The 18,118-nt window shown below is 64.1% G+C and carries 10 protein-coding genes; 5 read left to right on the top strand and 5 right to left on the bottom strand.

All coding sequences use genetic code 11. The annotated features are described in order from the left end of the window. Positions 1–41: 41 nt before the first annotated feature. Complete coding sequence (locus OO258_RS07970) at positions 42–1,952, top strand: AAA family ATPase (protein WP_266029638.1); 1,911 nt, start codon at positions 42–44, stop codon at positions 1,950–1,952. A gap of 36 nt (positions 1,953–1,988) precedes the next feature. Here OO258_RS07970 and OO258_RS07975 read toward each other — a convergent pair whose 3' ends face one another. Continuing rightward, complete coding sequence (locus tag OO258_RS07975) at positions 1,989–3,374, bottom strand: aldehyde dehydrogenase family protein (RefSeq protein ID WP_266029640.1); 1,386 nt, start codon at positions 3,372–3,374, stop codon at positions 1,989–1,991. A 107-nt stretch (positions 3,375–3,481) separates the two neighbouring features. Here OO258_RS07975 and ptrR point away from each other — a divergent pair, with 107 nt between their 5' ends. From ptrR to OO258_RS07990, 3 genes are all read left to right on the top strand, one after another. Further along, entirely contained in the window at positions 3,482–4,348 is an 867-nt protein-coding gene (gene ptrR / locus OO258_RS07980) for a putrescine utilization regulator PtrR (RefSeq protein WP_110745276.1), read from the top strand. Between the two features lie 125 nt (positions 4,349–4,473). Further along, positions 4,474–4,917 (top strand): carboxypeptidase regulatory-like domain-containing protein, encoded by a 444-nt coding sequence (locus OO258_RS07985; protein WP_266029642.1) that lies wholly within the window; start codon positions 4,474–4,476, stop codon positions 4,915–4,917. Positions 4,918–5,171: 254 nt separating this feature from the next. Then, on the top strand, positions 5,172–5,693 hold the full coding sequence (locus OO258_RS07990; protein WP_110745274.1) for an acyloxyacyl hydrolase: 522 nt from the start codon (positions 5,172–5,174) through the stop codon (positions 5,691–5,693). 31 nt (positions 5,694–5,724) lie between these two features. On the opposite strand, the gene OO258_RS07995 is transcribed toward OO258_RS07990, so the two are convergent. The 4 genes from OO258_RS07995 to OO258_RS08010 form a co-directional block, all read right to left on the bottom strand. After that, positions 5,725–7,845, bottom strand: a complete 2,121-nt coding sequence (locus OO258_RS07995; RefSeq protein WP_266029644.1) for a TonB-dependent siderophore receptor — start codon at positions 7,843–7,845, stop codon at positions 5,725–5,727. A 172-nt stretch (positions 7,846–8,017) separates the two neighbouring features. Next, positions 8,018–8,908, bottom strand: coding sequence for a universal stress protein (locus tag OO258_RS08000; protein WP_266029646.1), 891 nt, complete (start codon positions 8,906–8,908; stop codon positions 8,018–8,020). Between the two features lie 44 nt (positions 8,909–8,952). Further along, positions 8,953–10,407, bottom strand: a complete 1,455-nt coding sequence (locus OO258_RS08005; RefSeq protein ID WP_266029647.1) for an efflux transporter outer membrane subunit — start codon at positions 10,405–10,407, stop codon at positions 8,953–8,955. 15 nt (positions 10,408–10,422) lie between these two features. Next, positions 10,423–11,205, bottom strand: coding sequence for a helix-turn-helix transcriptional regulator (locus tag OO258_RS08010; RefSeq protein ID WP_266029648.1), 783 nt, complete (start codon positions 11,203–11,205; stop codon positions 10,423–10,425). Between the two features lie 405 nt (positions 11,206–11,610). Here OO258_RS08010 and OO258_RS08015 point away from each other — a divergent pair, with 405 nt between their 5' ends. Continuing rightward, positions 11,611–17,949, top strand: a complete 6,339-nt coding sequence (locus OO258_RS08015) for a non-ribosomal peptide synthetase (RefSeq protein WP_266029649.1) — start codon at positions 11,611–11,613, stop codon at positions 17,947–17,949. Positions 17,950–18,118: the final 169 nt, after the last annotated feature.

Here is an 18,118-nt window from a genome sequence, read left to right on the forward strand (position 1 = left end):
AAAGTTGCTATCGTGCCGCCCTGTTTCCACCCGAGGTGACGATGTTCTACCTGCCTTTGCCCAGCGACCAGGCCGACCGCCTCGCCAGCGCGCCCACCACCGACTTTTTCAGCAGCGCCAGCCTCCTCGAAGCCGCCGCCGTGCTGTTCGTGCAAAACCTGCCACGCCAGCCGGCAACGGCTTCGGCCGACGCGCAAGAACGCCGCTTCGCCGAAATCGTGCGCATCGCAACCGACGTTGAAAACGCCGCCCCGGGGCGCTTCCAGGGCCAGGTGGCACAGCATTTCGACCATGAAGCCTTCGCCATGGGCCTGGGTATGCTCGGCGAAAACGGTATCGCCTTGTTGACCAGCGAAGTGGAATACCAGGCCGATGAACTGCGGGATGCCGAAGGCCAGTGGAATTTCCAGTTTGCCGAAACCTACCGCCAGCGGGCCACGCCACTGCACCCGGTGTACCTGCCAGCGCTGGCCAGTGACCTGATGCTCAGCGACCAGCAGAACCGCCTGCTGCGCGAATTCCTCAGTGGCATTGACGAGTCGGTGGCCGTGCAGGGCTTCGCCGGCACTGGCAAGACTTTCCTGATTCACCAGTTCGCCCGCCTGCTGGAGCCCCAGCGCACCTTGCTGCTGGCCTTGACCGAAGGCCAGTTGCGCGCGTTGCAGGCGCGCGTGAAGGACGCAGCCGCCTACACCGCGCTGACGTTCGGCCAACTGGCGGACGAGCTGCTCAACCTCGACCTCACCAGCAATGGCTGGCGCCTGCGCGACGCGTACCGCACCAAACGTTCATGGCGCCCGCAAGATGCGCAGGTAGTGCGCTGGTTGGCGATCCCGGACATCGGCCCGCTTGCCGCCCGTGACGTGGTTGGCTTGTGCATCCGCGCTGTGCGTACCTTTTGCCACACTGCCGACACCCAACTGCAGCTGCACCACCTGCCCTGGGCCGGGCCTGGCACTTCGCCGCTCGACCAGGAAGTACTGCTGGAAAAGGCGCGACTGTACTGGCAAGAGCTGATTCGCCCGTCAGCACGGGAAATCCAGCTTCCGGTGCGCGATTACCACCGGGTCAAGTTGCTGTCGCTGACAGACTACGTGATCGGCAACCGCTACACCCATGTCATCGTCGACGAGGCGCACGAGCTGTCGGCACCGATGCTTGCCGTGCTCGACCGCAGCCCGCAATCGATCATTGCCCTGGGTGACGAGTTGCAGAACCTCAACGGTCTCAGCCCGCACCACGGCAGCTTCATCCGCCAGCGTTGCATCGACCATTCGTTGCGCGCCGGGCCAGCGATGGACAACGTGCTCAATCCGTTGATCCAGGCGCACCCGGCGTCGATCCAGGCAGCCTTCAGTGGCAGCGCCGAGCATTACACCCGGGTCAGCTTCTTCGATGCGGTCACGGTACCGGAACAGCCCACGGCGCTGATCGTCGATGACGAATGGGGGCTCTTCGGCTGGTTCCAGCGCCTGACGCACCAAGGTGTACCCTTCATATTGCTGAAAAGTGCACGCAAGGATTTCGAACTGTTCGTCGAGGACTGTATCGAGCTGTACCGCTACGGCACCCGGGCACGCCATCCGATGCTGTTTCGTTATGGCAGTTGGCAGGCGCTGGAGCAGGACAAGGGTGACGACAAGGCATTCCTCGCGGTGGCCAGCATGCTGCGCAAGGGCTACACGCCGGAGCATTTTGCCAAGGCCAAGAGCCGTTATCGCTGGGACAAGGCGCCGAAGCTGTTCCTCGGGCGGGTGCGGGATGTGAAGAACATGGAGTTCGCCCGGGTAATGGTTTCGCCGGAGCTGATGGTGGCGCCGCAGGTGGCGGGTAACCGCAATGAGCGGGCGCGCATGCTGGCGGGGTTGTACACCGCCTGTTCGCGGGCGCGGCATGAACTGATCGTGCCGGGGGGCATGCTCGACTGGGTCAAGGACCAGGTTCGGGATTGATCGTTGGGGGCTGCTTTGCAGCCCCTGGGCATCGGATCAGTTACGGTCCAGCCACACGGTCTGGGCATTGGTGAACTCACGCACACCAAAGTGCGACAGCTCACGGCCGAAGCCGCTCTTCTTCACGCCGCCGAACGCCACGCGGGGGTCGGAAGCGCAGTAGCCGTTGATGAACACGCCACCGGTATCCAGCGCTGCAGTCATGCGTTCGGCCAGCGCGTAGTCGGCCGTGTAGATGGTCGAGGCCAGGCCGAATTCGCTGTCGTTGGCCAGCTCTACCGCATGCTCGGCGTCACGTGCAGTGATGATTGCCGCTACCGGCCCGAACAGTTCCTGCTTGAACGCGGTCATGTCCGGGGTCACATTGGCGAACACAGTCGGCGCGTAGACGTTGGCCACGCCTTCAACCTTGTGGCCGCCCAGCAGCAGGGTAGCGCCTTCGGCCAGGGTTGCCTGAACCTGGCCGTCCAGCTCGTCCCGCAGGTCGTAGCGGGCCATCGGGCCGATGTAGGTGTCGTCTTCCAGCGGGTTGCCCACTTTCAGCTGGCGCGTGGCTTCGACGAACTTGCGGGTGAATTCATCGGCAATGCTTGCTTCCACGATCAGGCGCTTGGCGGCGGCGCAGACCTGACCGGTGTTCTGGTAACGGCCGATGACGGCAGCCTTGACGGCGGCGTCCAGGTCGGCGTCAGCCAGCACGATGAACGGGTCGGACCCCCCCAGTTCCAGCACGCATTTCTTCAGCGCGGCACCCGCCTGGGCACCAATGGCCATGCCGGCACGCACGCTGCCAGTCAGGGTGACGGCGGCGATGCGCGGGTCGTTGATGGCGCGGGTGACACCGTCCGGGGTCACGTTCAGGACTTCGAACACGCCTTCCGGCAGGCCGGCATCCTTGAACAGTTCAGCCATCAGGTAAGCACTGCCCATCACGTTCGGCGCGTGCTTGAGCACATAGGTGTTACCCGCCAGGATCGCCGGCACGGCGCCGCGCAATACCTGCCAAACCGGGAAGTTCCACGGCATCACCGCCAGGATCGGGCCCAGCGGGCGGTATTCGATGCGGGCTTTTTCCACCTGTGTCGGCTCGGCGGCGAGCATGGCCGGGCCGTGCTCGGCGTACCAGCGGCACAGGCCAACGCATTTGGCAACTTCACCACGGGCCTGGGCGATCGGCTTGCCGATTTCACGGCTGATCATGTGCGCGAAAGCTTCAGCCTTGGCTTCGAGGGTCCCGGCCAGGGCCAGCAGGTACTCGCTGCGCTGACCCAGCGACACCTGGCGCCACTGGCGGTAGCCAACCTTGGCGCGTTGCAGCGCCGCTTCCAGTGCGGCGTCGGTGTCGAACGGGTAGGCGCCGATCTGCTCGCCGCTGTACGGGTCGAGGGAGATGGCGTGTGTCAGGCTGCTGATCGCACTCATGGCGGGGCACTCTCGTCGTTGTTAGTCAGTCACGCCAGACTAGTGGGCTATGGCTTTAATGAAAACTGAATAATAATGAGCGAAACATTCACGTTTGGAGAAAGGCTGTGGACTTGGTGCAACTGGAGATCTTCAAGGCCGTGGCAGAGCAGGGCAGCATCAGTGCCGCTGCCCAGCACATCCATCGGGTGCCTTCGAACCTGACCACGCGTATCAAACAGCTGGAAGAAGACTTGGGCGTCGAGCTGTTCATCCGCGAGAAAAGCCGCCTGCGTCTGTCGCCGGCCGGCTGGAATTTTCTCGAGTACACACGGCGTATCCTCGAGCTGGTGCACGAAGCGCGGTTGACCGTGGCCGGGGAAGACCCCCAGGGCACTTTTGCCCTCGGGTCGCTGGAAAGCACGGCAGCGGTACGCATTCCGGCACTGCTGGCGGCCTACAACCAGCGCTACCCCAAGGTTGACCTGGACCTGTCCACTGGCCCCTCGGGCACCATGCTGGAAGGCGTGCTGGCCGGCCGCCTTGTCGCTGCGTTCGTCGATGGGCCGGTGCTGCACCCGACGCTGGAAGGCATGCCCGTGTTCGAGGAAGAGATGATGGTCATCGCGCCGCTGAACCACGCGCCGGTTACCCGTGCCCAGGACGTCAATGGCGAGAGCATCTACGCCTTCCGCGCCAACTGCTCGTACCGCCATCACTTCGAGCGCTGGTTCGTGCAGGACCAGGCAGTGCCCGGCAAGATCCACGAAATGGAGTCGTATCACGGCATGCTGGCCTGCGTCAGCGCCGGTGCCGGCCTGGCCATGCTGCCACGCAGCATGCTCGACAACATGCCAGGTTGCAGCACAGTCAGCGCCTGGCCCATGTCGGAGGATTTCCGCTACCTGAAAACCTGGCTGGTATGGCGCCGGGGTACGGTCTCGCGCAGCTTGAGCATGTTCGTGAAGTTGCTTGAAGAAGGCCGTGCAAGCTGATGTTTTGGCTGGATAAATGTAGTTCTCAAGTAAATTTCATCTACCTGACCGGGCGTCAGCACGAACGCCCCTTTGCGGGGAGGATCAAATAATAGGTAAGCCATCCTCGAAAGGAGGGTCGTACCATGCGTAACCATCACTATGCCCTCGGCGCTGCCTTGCTGATCACCCTGGCCCTGCCATGGACCCTGGCCGCCGCCGCCGACCTCAATGCCCCCATCGACATGCAGGCGGTGCAGTTGCAACCGCAGGAGCAAAATGGCGTGCGCTACCTGCAGGGCGGTATCGGCCAGGACGAGGCCAATGCCCTGCGCAAAACCACCGGTTATGACCTGCACGTAGAGCTTTCGACCGGCCCGGAAGGCAAGTTCCAGAGCGGGGCTTCAGTCGACATCCAGAATGCTCAAGGCCAGCCCGTGCTCAGCGTCAGCGATGCCGGGCCACTGCTTTACGTGCAACTGCCTCCCGGCAAATACAAGGTCATCGGCAATGCCCAGGGCCAGGCGGTGCAGCAATGGGTGGCCGTGTCAGGCAAGGCCCCCACGACCGTTAACCTCAATTGGCGTTGATGAATAGACGGGCAGGAGTACAGGTGTACTCCTGCCTGGGATAAGGTCACGCCTCGCGAATGCCTGTGCCCGGCAAGGCACATCTTTACCCAGTGTTTTAGCCAATAGTGGCATTCCACTTTCAACTTTCTGATTATCTGGACAATAATCAGAAAAGTATTACTTCGTATGACCGGTCTGGATGCACCGGTCAGCGCAAAACATCGAGGGGCCCAAGCCCCCGCTTGCCGTGTAGACCATCAGGAGAGTCGTTGATGAAAACCCGTCTAGCTGCTTCGCTGGCCGTTGCAGTGCTGGCCTTTGCCGGGGCCGATCTGGTCCAGGCTGCGCAGATATCCGGCGCCGTGGGCGCCACTAGCCAAGGTGACATGACCTACCGTATCGGCATGTCGTTCGACTGGGACAAGAAATGGCTGGAAAGCAGCACTGGCCATGTGAGCGGTTACTGGGATGCGGCCTACACCTATTGGGAAGGTGGCGATGCCAGCGGTGCCCATTCGCTGTCGTTCAGCCCGGTGTTCACGTATGAGTTCAGCGGCTTCACCTACACGCCTTACATCGAAGCCGGTATTGGGCTGGCCGCGTTTTCAAAGACCGACGTGGGCGACCAGCAACTGGGGTCGGCGGTCAACTTCGAAGACCGTATCGGCTTTGGCCTGAAGTTGCCGGGAGAACAGAAGGTAGGCATCCGCGCCATGCACTATTCCAACGCCGGGATAAAGCAGCCAAACGACGGCATCGAGTCGTACTCGCTGTTCTACAGCAGAGCTTTCTGACATGACGGGGCCGCAGCGCGGCCCCGGCAACTCAGAAGGTATAGGAAACGCCGGCCTGCACCGTGCGCGGTGCGCCGGGATAGGCGTACAGGTTGAACGCCCCTTCGTCATACGCTTCGTTGAACAGGTTCTTGACGTCCAGGTTCAACCGCACATGCTCGTTGACCTTGTAGAACGTCAGCAGGTCAACCACGGTGTACTGGTCCATGTTGTAGGTGACCGCCTCGGTCTGGCCATTACGGTCATCCACATACTTCACCCCTAGGCCTAGCCCAACGCCTTTGGCGAAACCGTCCTGAAACTCATAAGTGTTGAGCAGGCTGAAGCTGTTGCGCGGGATGTTGGCCAGGCGCGTTCCGGTCGGCAGGCGGTTGTCCTTGGTGACCTCGGCGTCGACATAAGCGTAGCCACCGATTACTCGCCACTCAGGCGTGATATTGCCGGCGATGTTGATATCCAGCCCGCGGCTGCGGACTTCCCCGGCGGCGAGGCTGTAGTTGGTGTTCACCGGATCGCGCGTCAGGACGTTCTCCTTGACGATGTGGTAGATCGCCGCGTCGACACTCAACTGGCGGTCGAGTGACTCCCATTTCACCCCCAGCTCATAGGATTTGCCCTTTTCCGGGTCAAAACCACCGCCACTGGCGGGCGTGCCCGTATTGGGTTTGAACGAACGTGCGGTGTTGGCGTACACCGCCAGGGTATCGGTCAGGTCGTAGATCAAGCCAAGGCGGGGTGTGACGCCGTTTTCGCCCTTGCTGAAATCGCCTGCATTGTTCAGCTTGTTGTCATAGTCATGCTCGAAACGCTCGAAGCGCACGCCTGCCAATGCCTTCAACCGCTCGGTCAGGGCCACTTGGTCCTGGATGAACACCGCCCAGGTCTGCAGGTTTTCCTTGTCCCAGGTGGTGGTACGGTTCAGGGCCGGACGCGGCTGGCCCAGTACCGGGTTGTAGATGTCGATCGGGTAGGCGGCCGAGGAACGCTGGATGATCGAGTTGTAGCCGTAGTTCTCGTATTCGACCCCGGTCAACAATGTATGGCTGAAGTTGCCGGTGTCGAAATGCCCGGTCAGGTTCAGCTGCCAGTCGCGGTCGGTCCACTCCAGCTTGCGGTAGTTGAAGTTGCGCTGCAGCGTGCGTCCATCTGCCGGTGCGCCGTCGGCTTCGACAGCGTTGCCCTTGAGCGAGCCATCGAGGAACTGGAACCCGCCAGCCAGCGACCAGTTGTCATTGAGCAGGTGCTCGAAACGCAGCTGCGCCATGTTGTTGTCGTTATGCAGCAGGTTGTCGCTGCCTTTTTCCCAGATGTAGGTGTCGCGCGAGGCGCTGCCGGTTTGGGTGGCGTAGCGGGTCAGGCCGCGGTCCAGCGGGTGGTTGTTGCGCATGAAGTCGCCTTCGAAGACGATCTTCGTGCTGTCGTTGACCTGCCAGCTGACCACTGGCGCCACATCATAGCGCTCGCTTTCGACATCATCGCGGAAGCTGTCACCGCCTTCGCCAAGCAGGTTCAGCCGGTAGGCCAGCGAGCCGTCCTGGTTGAGCGGCCCGGTGGCGTCGAGGGTAGCGCGGTGCATGCCCTGGTCATCGAACTGGCTGCCGAGGGTGACCTTGGACTCGGGCAGTGGCTGCTTGCTGACCACGTTGAACGTACCGCCCGGGTCACCCCGACCATACAGGCTGCTGGCCGGGCCACGGATCACTTCCAGGCGCTCGACGGTGTTGGCATCCGGTGCGTTGGGGTAGCCGCGGTTGATCGGGAAGCCGTTGCGGTAGAACTCACCGGTGGTGAAACCACGCACGGTGAAGGTGGTCAGGCCCTGGCCGCCGAAATTGTTGGCGCGGCCGACGCCACCGGCGTAATCCAGGCCGTCCTGCAGGCGTGTGGCACCGGTGTCTTCAAGTACGGTCTTGGGCACCACGCTGACCGATTGCGGTGTTTCGTGCAGCGCCGTGTCGGTGCGGGTTGCGCTGGCCGAGCGGCTGGCCTTGTAGCCCACTACCGGGCCATCGGCGCGCTCGCTGTCGGCTGTACTGGTGATGCTCAGGGCCTGGAGTTCGATCTGGGCGGGGTCGCCGAGCGTTTCAGGCTCGGCAAAGGCCAGCGGGGAGACAGCATGAAGCACACAAAGCGAAACGAACGTGCGACGCATCGACGGTACGATCCTGGAGTAGGGCGCTGAGGGATAGGGTGGAGACGCGCCGCGAAACTACTACGAATCATTATCAAATGCATTATTTTTAAGTAGAACTGGTGTACCAGATACCAGCCAGCCTCATCTGTTCAGGGTTCTTCACGGGCATGCCCGCGAAGAACCCGGACCATCAGCGGGCAGCCTTGATCGCCAGCACATTGCACAACGGATGGTCCAGCACATGCGCCGTGGTCCCGCCGAGGAACGTGCGCATGGCGTCATGCCGATGGCTGCCCATCACGATCACATCGGCCCGGCTGTGGCCGACGAACTCGGCAATTGCCCTGATCGCGGCCCCTTCGACGAAGTGCCGGCGCTCGAGCGGGATTTGATGGTGATCGCCCAAGCGGTTGAACGCCGCCCGCTGCGCGGTACGCACGCTGCTATCGAAGCCCGGCATGGTTACGGTGCCTGCGCCGAAATCGGCCATGTGGGTCTTGGCCGCGTCGCACACATGCAGCAGGTGCAGTTCGGCGTTGCACTGCAGGGCCAGGGCATGGGCGCAGTGGATCACCTGCTCGTCCAGGTGTTCGCCTGCACCCAGGCTGTTCAGGTCCACCGCAGCCGCAATTTGCCGAGGCAAGGGCAGGCGTATGTCGCTAACCAAGTGCACGGCGACCGGGCTGTCCTTGAGCAACTGCCAGTCCAGTGGCGTAACCAGCAGGCGCTTGAGTATAGGCTCGTGCTGCACGTCCTTGATGAGCAGGTCGCACCCCAACCGTTCGACGCGCTCCAGCACGCTGCCCAGCGGGTCGCGGGTCAGCAACAGCTCGGTGGATACGTCCAGGCCGGCATTGCCCAGCTGTTCGGCCTCATCGGCCAGCCATTGGCGGTTGTCGCTGAGCAGCCGCTCGCGCTCACGACCATCGCTCATCAGGCCAAAGGTGTCGACGTCGTCGACGAACACGTTGATATCCAGCAGGGCACCGCTGGATTCCGCCAACGCCGCAGCGCGTTGCAGCGCAGGCGTATGACGCATTTGCGGGCCGAGCATGACGAACAGACGTTTGAACTGGCTCATCGCACACCTCCACGTGTGGCAGCCCCCCGGTTACCTGGTTCTGTTCAGTCTAGTCCCCTGCGCGGCGGGTGCGCAGCCTGCATGCTCAGCGTCTGTGGTGTCACCGCATCCTCCTGCCACCCGCCACCCAATGCAGCGTACAGGTTCACCTCCGCCACCAGTTGCGCCAGGCGGTCGTTGATCAACCCCTGCTGGGCACTGAACAACGAGCGCTGCGCGTCAAGGAAGGTGAGGCTGCTGTCCACGCCAATCCGGTAGCGGTGGTCGGCCAGGTCGTAATAGCGATGGCTCGATGCCACCAACTCGCGCTGCGCCTGCAGTTGCCGCTGGTAGGTGCTGCGCGCGGCCAGGCCGTCGGCCACCTCCTGGAAGGCGCGCTGGATGGCCTTTTCGTACTGCGCCACCTGGACGTCCTTCTGTAACCGGGCATAGTCAAGGCTGGCTTGCAGGCCGCCAGCGGTAAAAATAGGCACACTGATCTGCGGCTGGAACAGCCATGTGCCAGAGCCGGCATCGAACAGGCCGTTGAGCTGCGGGCTGGTGCTGCCGGTATTGGCGGTCAGGCTGATGCTGGGGAAGAACGCTGCGCGCGCCGCGCCGATGTTGGCATTGGCCGCGCGCAGCTGGTACTCGGCCTGGAGAATGTCCGGCCGGCGTTGCAGCAGGTCGGAGGGCAACCCGGCGGGCAGCCCGGCAATCTGCTCGGCCGCCAGGGGCAGGGCGGCCAGGTCAGCGGAAACCGGCGCGCCTACCAGCAGCGTCAGCTGGTTGTGGTCCTGCGCCACCTGGCGTTTGTAGCGAGCCACTGCCGCACGGGTACTGTCGACACTGGTACGCGCCTGGATCTGGTCCAGGGCCGAAACCGTGCCAGCGCGGCGTTGGTTGCGGGTCAGACGCAGGCTGCGTTCATCCGCCGCCAGGGTCTCCTTGGCCAGGGTCAGCAGTTCCTGGTCGGCCCGCCAGGTCAGGTACACGCTGGCGACACTGGCCACCAGGCTCAGACGGGTACTCCGGCGTGCCTCTTCGCTGGCCAGGTAAGTCAGCAAGGCCTGGTCGCTAAGGCTGCGGACGCGGCCAAACAGGTCAAGCTCGTAGGCGCTCACCCCCAGCGTGGCGGCATAGGTCGAACTGATCACACCCTGGCCGGTGCCGGTCACGCCCCTTGGCAGATACTCGCGCTCCCCCTGGCCAGTAGCAGAAACCTTAGGCAGCAGGTCGGCGCGCTGGATGCGGTATTGCGCCTGGTAGGCCTGGACGTTCAGCACGGCAGTGCGCAGGTCGCGGTTGTTGACCAGGGCGTTACTGATCAGCTGACGCAACAGCGGATCGTGAAACACCTGCTGCCAGTCGTCTGCAGCCTGATGGATCTGCGAGTCGCCAGTGTAGGCCGGCCCCTGGGGGAACTGCCCAGGCACTGGGGGCGCAGGGGGTTGGTAGGCGGGGGTGAGCGAACAACCGCACAGCAGCGCGGCAAATACAGTAAGCGCATGTCGGGGCATTGCGGGTTCTCGCTTTCAGGCACTGGCCATCCATTTCGCCAGGCCATGCCGACCACTGACTCCCAGCTTGGCGGTGGCTCGCTTGAGGTAGGTTTCGACCGAGCTGGTTTTCACATTCAACCGCTGCGCCATCTCTGGCACGGTGCCGCCGGTCAACAGGCCCAGGCAAACCTCCTGTTCCCGGCTCGACAGCCGCACGGCTTCCTGCGCAAGGCGTTCGCCAAACGACTGGCGCAGCGAACCTGCTTCAATCTCCGCCAACGGCGATCCGCTACGCCGCATAGACCCTTGCTCCAGCAGTTGCCCATGGTGCTCGACCAAGGGCAGCAGGGTGTCGGACAAGCTCTTCAGTTGCGACAACTCGCTCAGGGAGAATGCCCGCTGGCTAGGTGAGCGATGAAAGCTGATCACCCAGCGCTTGCTGCCACTGCAGGACACCAGGTGGCATTGGTGAGCATTCTGGCGCGGATGCAGCGGGCCGGGCGGTGCCCTGAATTCGATCAGCAACGGGTCTTTCATTTGCATGATGCGCTGCAGCAGGGGTTGGCGCAGGCTTTGCGCAGCAGGCCGGGCATTGGCCGCACCGGCGCTGCCCAGCACTTCGATCTGACTGGCATGGGCCTGGTGTGGGTCGAGGGTCCATTCGCTGAGTTCAAGCCGGTGGATGGGCACTTGTGCTTCGACCAGGCGCAACATCTGATCGGCAAAACCCGCGGCGCCAGTCCTGGCAATCAGTTCGCCCAGTTGCAGATACAGCTGTGGATCAGGGCGGTACTCGCGGCTGTCGGTCAGCATCATTCCATGTATTCCTCGGTTCTGGTGATTGCAGCGGGTGGTCTCGCGGTCGAGTCCTCCATGGGCTTGGTGCCGTATTCAAGCCCGCTGCCGGGCAGGCGTCTGTAATGGAAAACCGGGACAGAAAATGGCATCGATTCGAAGCTGTCGGGTTGCCGTGGGGCGAGGGGGCAGTGGGGCCGAAGGATCAATAGCCAGCAAGTTGACGCCAGAAGCGTGGCGAATTCGCCCTGATCGTGGCGTATACCGTGTGCCGTAGGCCATCGGGGGTAGCACGCTGTGGCAAATGTCCTACACGTTTTTAAGCAGCATGCCCCCGGCGAGGATTGTCCGGGTTTATTGGGGCATACGGCCATGGGCAGCAATGCTTGAATCCGCGGATGATCAACCAGAAGGACCTGTCGAATCATGCCTGCCGTCGAAACCTTTGCCCTGACCGTTGCCCAGCGGGACATCTGGCTGGACCAGATCAGCCACGGCAACTCGCCGCTGTACAACATCGGCGCCTATGTCGAACTGCGGGGCAGGGTGGATGCCGAGCAGATCAGCCAAGCGATGCAGCACCTGATCACCGAGCATGATGGCCTGCGCACAGTGGTGGTGACTGACGGTGCGCTTGCCCGCCAGTATTTCGCCGCGCAGATGGACGTGCGCCTAGCAAGACACGACCTGCGCCATGCCGCCGAGCCCTTCGCTGCCGCGCTGGATCTGCTGCACGCGCAGATGCGCACGCCCTACAGCCTGGAGGCCGGCCCGCTGTGGGGGGCAACGCTGATTCGCCTGGCCGAACAACACTACTTGCTGGCGCTGCAGGCGCACCATCTGGTGCTTGACGGCTGGGGTGTGGACCAGTGGTTCAAGCAGCTCGCCGATCATTACCGCCTGTTGCAACGAGGCCTGCCTTTGCCACAGGGTGCGCCTTCCTACCATGCCTTCATCGAGGACGATGCCCAGTATCAGGGGGGCTCGCGCCGTGGGCGTGATCGTGAGTACTGGCTGGCGAGGTACCAGCAGTTGCCCGACGCTCTGTTGGCGCCGCGGGAGCGCCTGCTGGCAGGCGACGCTCTGCCCAGCGGTGCCTTGGAGCAATCATTCGATCGCCCCCTGCTGGCGCGCATGCGGCACCTCGCTGCAGAGCTGCATGCATCGCCGTTCCACGTATTACTGGCCGCGTTGCATGTGTGCGTGACGCGCACCTGGCAGCGCGACGACTGGGTGGTAGGGCTGCCGGTGCGCAACCGCGGCAATGCTCGCTTCAAGTCGACGCTGGGGCTGTTCACCCAGGTCAGCGCACTGCGCATGGGCTTTGGCCGCGCGTGTTCGTTCGCAGCACTGGTGCAGGGTATCCGCGATGCGCTGAAACAGGACTTTCGCCACCAGCGCTTTGCGCTGAGCGAACTCAACCGTAGCCTCGGGGTGCTGCGGGAAGAACGGCCGCAATTGTTCGAGCTGATGGTGTCGTTCGAAGAAGACAGCAATGCCCTGTGCTTCACTGACGCGCCTGCCCACACGGTAATGGTCTGCAACGGCCACGAACCGACGCCGCTGAGTATCCACCTACGTTGCAACCGCCACAGTGACGCGGCGACGCTGCACCTGGTGAACAACCGGGCGTGGTTCACCGATGATGAAGCGCGGGCGCTGGCCGATCGCCTGCTGCACGTGCTGGCGCAAGGGGTGCAGCAGCCGCAGACGCTGCTTGGCGCGTTCGATCTGCTGTCCCGCAGTGAACATGCGGCACTGGAACAGTGGAATGCCACGCGAACACCCTTGGCTGATACGGGCGTGATTCACCACCGCATCCAGGCCCAGGCCATGGCCCGGCCAACCGCAGTGGCTGCGCTGCACAACGGCCAGGCGCTGAGCTATGGCGAGCTCGAGCGGCGTGCCGAACTGCTGGCACAACACCTGGCTGGCCTGGGCGTGAAGCCCGAACGCCGAGTTGCGCTGATCGCCCAGCGCGGGCTCGACACCCTGGTGGGGCTGTTGGCGGTGCTCAAGGCCGGCGCCGCCTACGTGCCGATTGACCCGGCTCATCCACGCGAGCGCTTGGCCTACCTGCTGGAAGACAGCGCACCTGACGTGCTGTTGACCCTTTCCGGGCTGGTTGATCGCCTGCCGGCCCACGGCCTGCCGCAGATCGAGCTGGATCGCTTCGACTGGCACGCCACCTCCGCCCCGGCGTTCGTGTTTGCGGCACAATCCCCGGGCGACCTTGCCTATGTCATCTATACCTCCGGCTCCACCGGCTTGCCCAAGGGGGTGATGGTCGAGCAGGGGATGCTGGCCAATCTGGTCGACTGGCACTGCAGCACCTTCGACCTGGGCCCAGGGCGCCACCAGTCGTGCCTGGCCGGTTTCGGGTTCGACGCCATGGCCTGGGAGGTCTGGCCTGCCTTGTGCAGTGGGGCAACCCTGCACCTGGCGCCTGTGCGCGAGGGTGGCGAAGATATCGATGCCTTGCTCGACTGGTGGCGAGCCCAGCCGCTGGACGTCAGCTTCCTGCCGACGCCGGTGGCCGAGCATGCGTTTGCCCAGGGCGAGCTGCACCCGACCCTGCAAACCCTGCTGGTGGGCGGTGACCGCCTGCGCCGGCTGGCACGCGAGCGGCGCTATCGGGTGGTCAATAACTATGGCCCGACCGAAACCACGGTGGTGGCCAGCTCCGGGGAAGTGGCGGCTGGCGGGCCGTTGCATATCGGTGGCCCGGTGGCCAATACCCGGCTGTACGTGCTCGACGAGCAGCGTAAGCAGCTACCGATTGGTGCGGCGGGTGAACTCTATATTGGCGGCAGGGGGGTTGCCAGGGGCTACCTGAACCGTCCTGAACTGACCGCCGAGCGCTTTGTGCCAGACCCATTCAGCAGCGAGCCGGGCGCACGCATGTACCGCAGCGGTGACCTGGTGCGCTGGCTGGCCGACGGTACGCTGGAATACCTCGGGCGCAATGACGACCAGGTGAAGATCCGCGGTGTACGGGTTGAGCTGGCTGAGATCGAGGCTGCCCTGGCCAGCCATGCGGCGGTACGCGAGTGCGTGGTAATGCTGCGCGACGGCCAGTTGCAGGCTTGGTTCCTCGGTGACCAGCCGGTGACCCCGCGTGCGTTGCGCGAGCACCTTCGGCAACGCCTGCCGGTTGCCTTGCTGCCGGGGGCGTATGTGCGGCTTGGCAACTGGCCACTGACGGCCAATGGCAAGCTCGATCGTCGCGCCTTGCCGACGGCCGACGAAAGCGCCAAGGTGTGCCAGGAATACGAAGCGCCCAAGGGTGAAACCGAACAGCGGTTGGCCCGGCTATGGGCCGAGTTGCTGCATGTCGAGCGGGTTGGGCGCCAGGATCACTTCTTCGAGCTGGGTGGCCACTCGATGCTGGCCGTGCAACTGATCGAGCGCATGCGCCAGCAGGGGTTGCAGGCCAATGTGCAAGTGCTGTTCGGCCAGTCGACCCTGGCCACCGTCGCGGCCAGCGTGACGTTGGTCGATACCAGGGTGGTGCCGCAGAACCGTGTGCCACAGGGTTGCCAGCGGATCACCCCCGACCTGTTGGCGCTGACCGAGCTGGACCAGGCCGCGATCGACCATATCGTTGCCACGGTGCCGGGCGGGGCCGGCAACGTGCAGGAAATCTACCCGCTCGCGCCGTTGCAGCAAGGGCTGCTGTACCACCATGTCACCGATGCACGCGACCCATACCAGCAGCAGGCGTTGTTTACCTTTTCCAGCCGCGCGCAGTTGCACGCCTTTACCGAAGCGTTGCAGCAAGTGGTCGACCGCCACGACATCCTGCGTACCAGCCTTTGCTGGGAGGGGTTGGAGCAACCCCAGCAGGTGGTATGGCGCCATGCACGCCTGCCGGTCGAGCACTGGCCTGGCCCGGCCGAGCAACTGCGCAGCCATTTTGACCCGCAGCAAAGGCCATTGGACCTGCGTCGGGCACCGCTGATGGCGCTGGTGTGTACCGAAGACACCCGGCCCGGGTGCTGGCTGGGACTGCTGCGGTTCCATCATCTGGTAAACGACGCGGTTTCCCTGCAAGTACTCTTGGGCGAGCTGGACGCCTTCATGACCGGGCGCGGCGAACACTTGCCCAGGCCGGTCGCTTATCGCGACTACGTGGCGGCCAGCGCCAGTGCCGAACGTCAGGCCGGGCACGAGGTGTTTTTCCGTGCGCAGCTGGCCGGCATCGAGCCTCAGGCAGCCATCCCCGGCCTGGGTGGTGGCGCTACGTTCGACGACATCGACCTGGAGAGCCGTGAGCTGGGACTGGACCCCGAACGGGTCACCTGGTTGCGCCAGCAGGCACGGCACCACGGGGCTAGCCTGGCCAGCTTGCTGCACCTGGCCTGGGCGCAGGTGCTGGCCACCTTGGGCGGGCGCGACGAGGTGGTCCTCGGTACCGTGTTGCTGGGGCGTAGCCTGGCCGGCCTTGGGGCCGATCGTGCCATGGGCATGTTCATCAACAGCTTGCCGCTGCGGATCACGCTGGCGCAACGCACGCCACGCCAGGCCCTGAGCGAAACCCATGCCGGCCTGGCGGCCTTGCTCGGGCATGAGGATGCGCCGCTGATTCTCGCCCAGCGTTGCAGTGGTCTGCCGGCCGGGACGGCGTTGTTCGACAGCCTGATCAACTATCGCCAGGGGGCCGTGCCGTTCGGTCAGGTGTTGCCCGGCGTGACGCTGGCCGAGGCCAGCGAGGTTCAGAGCCACGGCCTGGTACTGACCGTGGACGAGCAGGCAACTGCGGTGCAACTGGCTGTGCGCGCACCGCGTGCAATCGGTGCGCAACGGGTACTGGACCATCTGTCGAACGCCTTGCAGCAGCTGGGCGAAGCGCTGGCCAGCCACAGCGATGCAGGGTTGCACACACTCTGCACCCTGCCCGAGGGCGAGTTGCGCCATTTGTTGCTAGGCCTCAATGCCAGCGCAGACCTGAGCAGCCCGCTCGGGCAGACCCTGCCCGGGTTGTTCGAGGCGCAGGTACGCCGCTCGCCGCAGGCCATCGCGCTGCAGGCAGATGGGGTCAGCCTCGATTACGCGACCCTGAACGCCCAGGCCAATCGCCTGGCTCACCGCCTGATCGCTCATGGCATAGGCCCAGACACCAAGGTGGCGGTGTGTATCGAGCGCGGTGTCTCGCTGATGATCGCGTTGCTTGGCGTGCTCAAGGCCGGCGGCGCCTACGTGCCGCTGGACCCCGGCTACCCGCAGGAGCGGCTGCGTTACGTGCTGCAGGATTGCGCACAGCTCATGGTGCTGGTGCACGGTGCTACGCAAGGCCTGTTTGCTGCCGGTCATTGCCCGTTGCTCGACCTTGACCACAGCGACTGGCAGGCCGGCCCGGCTAGCGACCCGCAAGTGCCGGGTTTGGGGCCACGGCAGTTGGCCTATGTGATGTACACCTCCGGCTCCACCGGTACGCCGAAGGGGGTGATGATCGAGCACCGCGGGTTGTGCAACCTGATGCACTGGGGCTCGCAGGTCTGCCCGCCACGCCCGGGCGATGCCTTGCTGCAGCGGGCACCGTTTACCTTCGACGGTTCGGTGTGGGAGTTGTTCTGGCCCTTGACGGCCGGTGTGCGCCTGGTACTGGCGCGGCCGGATGGGCACCGCGACCCGGCCTATCTGGTACAGCTGATTCAGGCGCAGCAGGTGAGTATCGTCAAGTTCGTGCCGGCGTTGCTGCATCAGTTTCTCGAACAGCCAGATGCCGAACGGTGCACCAGCTTGACCGACATCTTCTGTGGCGGTGGCGAGCTGACCCTGGCGCTGGTGCAACGGGTGCGACAGTGCTTGCCCAACGTGCGCCTGCACAATGTCTACGGCCCCACCGAGGCCACGGTGGACAGCACCGCCTGGACCTTGCCGCCACACGCACCGCTGCCCACGCAGGCCCCGCCGATTGGCCGGCCGATCGCCAACACGCGTTTGTATGTGCTCGATGCCCATGACCGGCCGGTGCCCCTGGGGGCTGTGGGGCAGCTGCACATTGGCGGCGTCGGCGTGGCGCGAGGCTACCTGGGTTTGCCGCAGCTGGAGGCCGAGCGCTTTATCCCCAGCCCGTTTGTCGAGGGCGACCGCTTGTACCGTACCGGCGACTTGGTACGTTACCGCGCCGACGGTGAACTGGACTTCATTGGCCGCAACGATTTCCAGGTCAAGTTGCGCGGCTTGCGGGTCGAACTGGGCGAAATCGAGGCCGCGCTAACCACGCACCCTGCGGTCGGGCAGGTGGTGGTGCTGATGCGCGAAGAGCGCCTGGTGGCCTATTTCACCTGCAACGATGGCCGGCAGGCGCCGGCACTGGAGGCACTACGCAGCCACCTGCTGGCACGTATGCCCGAGTACATGGTGCCGCAGGCGTTCGTGCGCCTGGTCGAACTGCCCTTGAGCCCGAACGGCAAGGTCGACCGCAAGGCGTTGCCGGCACCCGGTGCCGAGGCCGTTATCAGCCGTGAGTACCAGGCACCACAGGGTGAGCTGGAAACAGCCCTGGCCGGGATCTGGACCGAAGTGCTGAAGATCGAGCAGGTTGGCCGCGACGACAACTTCTTCGAACTGGGGGGGCATTCGCTGCTCGCTGTCAGCCTGGTAGCGCGCATGCGTCAGGCCGGCCTGCATGTGGATGCCCGGACGCTGTTCAGCCAGCCGACGCTCGCGGGGCTGGCGGCCAGCACCCGCCTTGAGCGGGTCGAAGTGGTGGTACCGCAAACGACGATTCCCAGTTTGGGCAAGCGCCGGCGGATCTGAAGGGTTTGGCGTGAGCGCGGGGCGGTGCAGGCATCCCGCATCGCCCGCACTGTTCGCGAGTGAAACACGCGCCCGACCCGGTCCGGGCGGGCCAGTTCTGCGGCATTCGCGTGCGGCCGCTTTCAGCGGTCGCATCGGTATTCGCCCCACCACAAACCCTCACGACCTA

The sequence above is a fragment of the Pseudomonas sp. DCB_BI genome (assembly GCF_026240995.1).
Classification (GTDB): Bacteria; Pseudomonadota; Gammaproteobacteria; order Pseudomonadales; family Pseudomonadaceae; genus Aquipseudomonas.